Source organism: Photobacterium arenosum, from assembly GCF_014841115.1.
Lineage (GTDB): Bacteria > Pseudomonadota > Gammaproteobacteria > Enterobacterales > Vibrionaceae > Photobacterium > Photobacterium arenosum.
On record NZ_JACYTP010000026.1, the window covers coordinates 1 to 7,392 of the forward strand.

8 protein-coding genes and 4 tRNA genes are annotated in these 7,392 nt (G+C 48.3%); 5 read left to right on the plus strand and 7 right to left on the minus strand.

The window, feature by feature from the left end:
- From IFO68_RS21600 to IFO68_RS21620, 5 genes are all read right to left on the minus strand, one after another.
- Nucleotides 1-471 (minus strand): GTP-binding protein (locus IFO68_RS21600; RefSeq protein ID WP_192017818.1); only part of this gene is annotated, 471 nt, incomplete at its 3' end.
- 106 nt (nucleotides 472-577) lie between these two features.
- A tRNA-Thr gene (locus IFO68_RS21605) sits at nucleotides 578-653 on the minus strand.
- A gap of 12 nt (nucleotides 654-665) precedes the next feature.
- A tRNA-Gly gene (locus tag IFO68_RS21610) sits at nucleotides 666-740 on the minus strand.
- 38 nt (nucleotides 741-778) lie between these two features.
- Nucleotides 779-863, minus strand: a tRNA-Tyr gene (locus tag IFO68_RS21615).
- Between the two features lie 6 nt (nucleotides 864-869).
- Nucleotides 870-945 (minus strand) — tRNA-Thr (locus IFO68_RS21620).
- 208 nt (nucleotides 946-1,153) lie between these two features.
- Between IFO68_RS21620 and coaA the strand changes: the two genes are divergently transcribed.
- Nucleotides 1,154-2,092, plus strand: coding sequence for a type I pantothenate kinase (gene coaA / locus IFO68_RS21625; protein WP_192017819.1), 939 nt, complete (start codon nucleotides 1,154-1,156; stop codon nucleotides 2,090-2,092).
- Between the two features lie 31 nt (nucleotides 2,093-2,123).
- On the opposite strand, the gene birA is transcribed toward coaA, so the two are convergent.
- Together birA and murB are read right to left on the minus strand one after the other, a co-directional pair.
- Nucleotides 2,124-3,089, minus strand: coding sequence for a bifunctional biotin--[acetyl-CoA-carboxylase] ligase/biotin operon repressor BirA (gene birA, locus IFO68_RS21630; RefSeq protein ID WP_192017820.1), 966 nt, complete (start codon nucleotides 3,087-3,089; stop codon nucleotides 2,124-2,126).
- Nucleotides 3,086-4,123: a UDP-N-acetylmuramate dehydrogenase gene (gene murB, locus IFO68_RS21635; RefSeq protein WP_192017821.1), complete on the minus strand. Its 1,038-nt coding sequence runs from the start codon at nucleotides 4,121-4,123 to the stop codon at nucleotides 3,086-3,088. Before murB ends, birA begins: the two co-directional genes overlap by 4 nt.
- Nucleotides 4,124-4,196: 73 nt before the next feature.
- Between murB and IFO68_RS21640 the strand changes: the two genes are divergently transcribed.
- From IFO68_RS21640 to IFO68_RS21655, 4 genes are all read left to right on the plus strand, one after another.
- Nucleotides 4,197-4,640: a GNAT family N-acetyltransferase gene (locus IFO68_RS21640; RefSeq protein ID WP_192017822.1), complete on the plus strand. Its 444-nt coding sequence runs from the start codon at nucleotides 4,197-4,199 to the stop codon at nucleotides 4,638-4,640.
- 120 nt (nucleotides 4,641-4,760) lie between these two features.
- The gene (pssA, locus tag IFO68_RS21645; RefSeq protein ID WP_192017823.1) at nucleotides 4,761-6,110 is read left to right on the plus strand and encodes a CDP-diacylglycerol--serine O-phosphatidyltransferase; all 1,350 of its coding nucleotides are present in this window, start codon (nucleotides 4,761-4,763) and stop codon (nucleotides 6,108-6,110) included.
- Nucleotides 6,111-6,120: 10 nt separating this feature from the next.
- Complete coding sequence (locus IFO68_RS21650) at nucleotides 6,121-6,774, plus strand: nicotinamidase (RefSeq protein ID WP_192017824.1); 654 nt, start codon at nucleotides 6,121-6,123, stop codon at nucleotides 6,772-6,774.
- A 156-nt stretch (nucleotides 6,775-6,930) separates the two neighbouring features.
- On the plus strand, nucleotides 6,931-7,392 hold a 462-nt coding region (locus tag IFO68_RS21655), incomplete at its 3' end, for an IS630 family transposase (RefSeq protein ID WP_192017825.1).

Genomic DNA, 7,392 nt, shown 5'->3' on the forward strand with positions numbered 1-7,392 from the left:
AAGTTCACGCACTTCCATCTCAACCAGCTCCAGCAGCTCTTCGTCATCAACCATGTCACACTTGTTCATGAACACGATGATGTAAGGGATACCAACCTGACGACCCAGCAGGATGTGCTCACGTGTTTGTGGCATTGGGCCATCAGTCGCAGCAACAACCAGAATACCACCGTCCATCTGAGCAGCACCGGTGATCATGTTTTTCACGTAGTCGGCGTGTCCTGGGCAGTCTACGTGTGCGTAGTGGCGAGAAGGAGTATCGTACTCTACGTGAGAAGTAGAGATAGTGATACCACGCTCACGCTCTTCTGGCGCATTATCGATAGATGCGAAGTCACGCGCAGAACCGCCGTATACTTTAGACAGTACAGTACAGATAGCAGCAGTCAGAGTAGTTTTACCGTGGTCAACGTGGCCGATAGTACCAACGTTAACGTGCGGTTTCGTACGTTCAAATTTTTCTTTAGACATGGGTAGTCCCTCTAGGCACGGTATTTAGGTGGTATAACGACCACACAACCAATCATGGGTTTTGTAGAGTATATATCAAAAGGATTGAAGTGCTTCGGAGAGAGAGTGGTGCTGATAGGCGGATTTGAACCGCCGACCTCACCCTTACCAAGGGTGCGCTCTACCAACTGAGCTATATCAGCACACGAGAAATGTGGAGCGGGCAGCGGGAATCGAACCCGCATCATCAGCTTGGAAGGCTGAGGTAATAGCCATTATACGATGCCCGCAAACTCGTAACTCGTAGAGCTATTCAACCATTTGAATATGGTGGAGGGAGAAGGATTCGAACCTTCGAAGGCGGAGCCGTCAGATTTACAGTCTGATCCCTTTGGCCACTCGGGAATCCCTCCAAATTTTGGTGCCGACTACCGGAATCGAACTGGTGACCTACTGATTACAAGTCAGTTGCTCTACCTACTGAGCTAAGTCGGCGTAATTGCTGCGCATTCTATGCGATGGTTTTTGGGGTTGCAATAGGTAAATACAAAAAAAATTATAATGGCCGCTTTAATGTACATTTCTTAATCAAACAAGGGACTATGCTGACATAATTCTTCAAAAGGAGAAATCACGGCCTCTTTCACTTCCTCTATTGATCCTGTATTGTCCCAATCCCTGTAAATGAGATTTTGGTTACAAGATGAACGAGATCCTAACCCCCTATCTTACTTTTGACCGGCAGGCCTGGGCTGATTTACGCAAGTCAGTGCCAATGACGCTGGACGAAGCTGATCTCGAACGTCTTCGCGGTATCAATGAGCATTTGTCGATGGATGAAGTCCGCGATATATATTTGCCTTTGTCGCGCTTACTCAATCTTTATGTCGGTGCACGCAAGGGCCGAAACCGCGTTTTGGAAGAGTTCCTGTCTCAGCCCAAACCAAGCACAGTGCCTTACATCATAGGTATTGCTGGCAGTGTCGCTGTCGGCAAAAGCACCACTGCGCGTCTGCTAAAAGCCCTGCTGACCCGATGGCCGGAACACCCTAAGGTGGAATTAATCACTACTGATGGCTTCCTCTATCCAAATAATGTGCTGATGGAAAGAAATCTGATGAAAAAGAAAGGATTTCCTCAGTCTTACGATATTCGGCGTTTGGTTGAGTTTCTGACCGATGTGAAGTCAGGTAAGCTTCAGGTGGATGCCCCTGTGTATTCTCATTTATTTTACGATATTACTGATGAAATAAAGACGGTAGAGCAACCGGACATCCTGATCATTGAAGGGCTGAATGTGTTACAGAGCGGCATGGATTACCCTCATGAACCGCATCGGGTCTTTATTTCTGATTTGCTCGACTTTTCCATTTATGTCGATGCCGAACCGGATTTACTACAAACTTGGTACATAGAACGTTTTCTGAAATTCCGTCAGGGTGCTTTTAAAGATCCATCATCCTATTTTAATCATTACACCAAACTGACCGAATCAGAAGCGGTGAAAACGGCGACCAATATTTGGCAGGAGATTAATGGTAAAAACTTGCGGGAGAACATTCTGCCGACGCGCGAGCGTGCCAGTCTTATCCTGCAAAAAAGCTCTAACCATGCAGTGCAGACCGTCAAACTCAGAAAGTAAGTATCCCGCTCGCTTTAGATAGCCCTTGAGCTTAATCGTCTTTACGCAAAGAGATCTCACCACCCAGATACGGCATCTTCCCCTGCTCCGTTTCCAGCATCAGCGCCCCTTGGGGGTTAATACCACAGGCGACGCCCCGGATGACTTTGTCCCCGATCAACAGCTTCACCGGCCGGCCAAGGAAATTGTCATACTGGTCCCACTCATCGACAAAACCCGCCATGCCAACCTCTTCATAGCGCAGCAGAGTTTCCGTCACCCCCTCAATGATGGCTGCCGCCAACTGATTACGGCCAGGCATAGGGTCGCAAGCTTCAGCCAGATTAGACCAAGGTTGCCCCACTGTTTCGGTATCTGTATTAGACATGGTGAGATTCAGCCCCATACCAATGACTAAATGCGCAGCATCTCCGGCTTTACCGCTCATTTCTACCAGAATACCCGCCAGCTTTTTGTCCTGATAATAGAGGTCATTGGGCCATTTCACCTTAATCTCCGCCGCACCCAGCTTCTGCAATGTTTTCGCCACAGCCAAACCAACGACCAGGCTCAGCCCCATCGCAGCAGCAACACCGGCATCCAAGCGCCAGTACATTGACAAATACAGGTTGCTGCCAAACGGAGAGAGCCATTGCCGCCCACGGCGCCCGCGCCCGGCCTGCTGGTACTCAGCCACACAAACTGCACCTTTGGGTAACTGGCCTATGCGATCCAACATATATTGATTGGTTGAATCAATCACCGGGATCAATGCCAGTGACGGACAATCAACCTGAGTCTGGATAAGGTGCTCATCCAATAAATCAAACCCGGCAGCCAGGCAGTAACCTTTGCCCTGGACCCGATGAATATCAAGGCCCCACTCCTGAATCCCTTTGATATGTTTGCTGATTGCTGCGCGAGAAATCCCCAGCGCCTCGCCCAGTGCTTCACCGGAGTGAAACTGACCATCGGCCAAAAACCGGATCAGCGCCAGCTTGGTTGTGTGTTCTTTCATGGCATCACCTTATCCAGTGTGGTTTCTCCGTCAGACGCCATAAAGCGCACCTCATGCTCTAATGTGACACCAAAACGCGATTTGACCGTGTCGACGATATAGCGCGCCAATCTCAGTACATCCTCAGGGCTGGCCATGCCGAGGTTTACAATCACTAGCGCCTGCTGCTGGTGTACGGCTGCTCCGCCAACCTTATGGCCTTTCAGTCCGCATTGATCTATCAACCACCCGGCGGCCAATTTAAACCGGCCGCCTGCTGCGGGATAACAAGGGACAGACGGAAACTCAGCCGCCAGCTTCTGATAGGTACTTTCTGATACCACGGGGTTTTTGAAGAAGCTGCCGGCATTACCAAGCACCGCCGGGTCCGGCAGCTTAGCCTGCCGAGTCGCACAAACCTGTATCAGGATGTCGCGAGCTGTGACAGTAGCAGGATCCAGGTTCGCCAGCGGCCCATAGCTCGTATTTGGCTGCCAGTCCTTACTCAGACGAAGGCCGACCGCAACTATGATATGACTGTCTTTCAATTCGTGCTTAAAAATAGAATCACGGTAGTCAAAGCGGCACGCTTCCGCCGTTAAGCGTACGACATCACCACTTTTTCGCTCCATTACATCAACGTATTCGCAGATATCCTGAAGCTCAACCCCATAAGCCCCGATATTCTGTATAGGTGCAGATCCTGTGCAACCAGGTATCAGGGCCAGGTTTTCCAGGCCAGGCATCTCTTGCTCAACCGTCCAGCACACCAACTGATGCCAGTTTTCACCTGCCCCCACATGGAGATGGTAAGCAAAGTCGGTTTCATGAACTTGAATGCCCATGATCCGATTCAGTATGACAGTTCCGTTATAGTCTTCACAAAACAGCAAGTTACTCCCTTGCCCCACCACAAGAGCAGGAGTCCCTGTCGCATCACTGGACAGCAGCGTTTTCAGCTCGTCCACCGATCTAATGGTCACAACCTGAGAGGCTGTTACACTCAAGCCAAATGTGTGCAATGAAGCCAGTGAATGGCGATGCAAAACTTCCATACCAAATTCAAACCGTCGCTTTATACTGGAGGCCGCATTCTAACTGATCACACATAGCGACGCAGTTAATTCCATGACAGATTTAACGAAAACAACACTTAGCTTCCATCCTTTGGAACCTCTTCGCCTTCCTTTGGTCAATCGTCTGTACAAGACGCATTATCCTGCGGGTAAAGCCAAGAAGGACGAAATCATCTGGATCGGAGAAACCGCTACGTCCATCGAGGCCGTTGTCCGTTTCCAGCAATATGACGATTTTCAATTAATGACAGGCATGCTGGTTGCGCCGCAATTGAGACAACAGGGCTTTGGCCTCGCGTTATTGAACGCTTGCCATTTGCAACTTATGGCTAAGCCCTGTTACTGTTTTGCATTCAGCCACCTTGAGTCACTGTACCTAAAAGCGCAGTTTTCGGTCATTGCGGATGATGCGCTACCGCTTTCTCTTGCTCATCGAATTGAACGCTACAGAGTTGGTGGAAAAGCGCTCACTCCTATGCTATATCAGGCCGGTTGACCCAACCTGCCTCCCAAGCTCATTAATTGGATCAGCCCGGTCGCTTTACCAGCACTAAAATCTGGTATAATTAGCCCCCAATTTTTAGATTTATCATATAAATCGCGGAACGAGGCGATAATGGATTCAGCTACTGCAAATAGGCAGCTCATAGATCAGCTACCACGTATTGCACATCAGCCGGAAGATATAGAAACACTGCTAGATGCCGGTGCCTTTCGTGAACGTTTGCATCAGGAAATAGCCAGAGCAACCAAGCGTATTTATCTGGTCGCATTGTACCTGCAAGACGACGAGGCGGGTCGCAGTATTCTTCAAGCATTGTATGATGCAAAACAGCTACGTCCCGAACTGGACATTAAAGTACTCGTCGATTGGCACCGAGCTCAGCGTGGATTGATAGGTGCAGAAAAATCGGAGGGTAATGCAGCGCTCTACCGTGAGTTTGCCCAGTCCTACCAACATAAGATTGAAGTGTTGGGAGTGCCCGTTCGCAATCGTGAAGTCTTTGGTGTACTCCACCTCAAAGGCTTTATCATTGACAATACTGTCATATATAGCGGCGCCAGCCTGAATGATGTCTATCTGGCTCAACATCAACGTTACCGCTACGACAGATATCATGTATTGAAAAACACCAAACTGGCTGACAGCATGGCCCACTTTGTTCAGCGCACGCTGGTCGACAGTGAAGCGGTGAATTGCCTCAATCAGCAGACCCGGCCGGAAACGAAAATCTTACGCAATGCTATCAAGCAATTGCGCCTGGAATTACAGCGCGCAAGCTATTATTTTGATCCTGAGCCTATCGCTAATGATCAGGTCGGCCTCACCCCCATTGTTGGCCTTGGCCGTCGTAAGAACAATCTGAATAAGTACATTTGTACCCTGATCGCCAGTGCTAAACATGAGCTGACGATCTGCACTCCTTATTTCAACTTTCCCCGCAGCGTAAGCCGGGAAGTGAAACGGGCTTTACGTCGCGGTGTAAAGATCACTCTGATTGTCGGTGATAAAACCGCTAATGATTTTTACATTCCGCCCAGCGAACCGTTCAGAACCATCGCAGGATTACCTTACTTATATGAGGTAAATTTGCGTAGTTTTGCCAAACACAACGAGGCCGCTATCGCCCGCCGTCAGCTGGCTATTCACATTTGGAAACACGACGACAATAGCTTCCACCTGAAAGGAATCTGGGTTGATCGCCAATACATGCTCATTACCGGCAATAACCTTAATCCGCGCGCATGGAAACTGGATTTAGAGAACGCCATTCTGGTACACGACAAACATGAGCTGTTAGCAGAGCAAAAGCAGCAGGAACTCAGTGCCATTTTGCGACATACTCAATTAATGGGCAGCTATAAGTTTATTGATAAAGTCGACAGCTACCCGCTACCGGTAAGGCGCTTGATCAAGCGTATACGCCGTCTGAAAGCAGATCATATTCTGAATCAGATTCTGTAAGGAGAGTGTCATGGCTATTGCAGCAATCGATGTGGATGTGCAGCAAACCTTTACTCCACTTTGTCCTGATGAACTGCCTGTTCCTGAAGGCCATCATATTGCTCAGGCCTTAAATCAACAGGCCAAATTAGCAACCTGGCGTATTTTGACAAAAGATGCGCACCCGGAGAATGCTGTGTGGATCGTTGATAGCCATGACAATATGTTCCAACCATTATCACACCCTAATGCTGATTTGACCTGGGTCAAACACGCCGTCCCGGGCAGTAAGGGCTTTGAAGTGATACCTGGGCTTCCTAAAGTAACTGAGTATGACCACGTCATCTGGAAAGGGATAGAGCCAGATCTTCATCCTTACGGCGCTTGTTTCCACGATCTTGAAGAAAAGCTCAGTACCGGACTGATCGAGTGGCTACATCACAAAGGTGTCGCCACTGTCATTATTGGCGGCCTCGCAACGGATTACTGCGTTAAAACAACAGCCTTACAACTTCAGGCAACCAAATCCTTTAAAGTCATTGTCAATTTATCTGCGTGCCGGGGCATTTCACCTGACACCATTGCCGAGAGTTGCAATCAAATGCAATCCGCAGGTATTTTTTTGGCAAGCAATTTAGACGATGTAAAGCGGTTATGTTTTGCTGACAGTAATATCCTACCCTGATGTAACGGCTCTCTGAACCGAGTTCGCAGCAAAGTGTTCAATCCCTTCAACTCATCCTTCAAGTTGTTCGTAACCCAAACATCTACCTACTTCTAATACCATTCTAAGTAAGAATATGATCTAATTGAGGCTTCTCTTTCAGGTGGCCAAATCGCTATGGATAGCCTCAATAACATTGACTTCAAAAAGCTGGCAAGCCAGCAAAAATCCATTCAAATGAAAATGAGATTACTCGCGCTTGCCCATTTTAAAGAGGGCCAGTCCCGCACTCAAATTGCCAAGTTTCTCAAAGTCAGTAGAACCAGTGTCAACAAATGGGTTCATACCTTTCTCGAAGAAGGCCTCGAAGGACTTCAGGAAAAACCAAGAACAGGTCGTCCTGCATTCTTAACCCCAGAGCAACAAGAACAGCTTCGCCAATATCTCGAAGATAGAGCTCATAACCCGCAAGGCGGTAGACTCACGGGTGCCGATATCCATGCATATATTGTCCAGAAGTTTGATAAACACTATCACCCTGATTCCATTTACTATTTGCTCGATCATATGGGATTTTCATGGATAACATCCCGCTCAAAACACCCTAAACAATGCCAAGCAACGCAAGAAGCTTTTAAA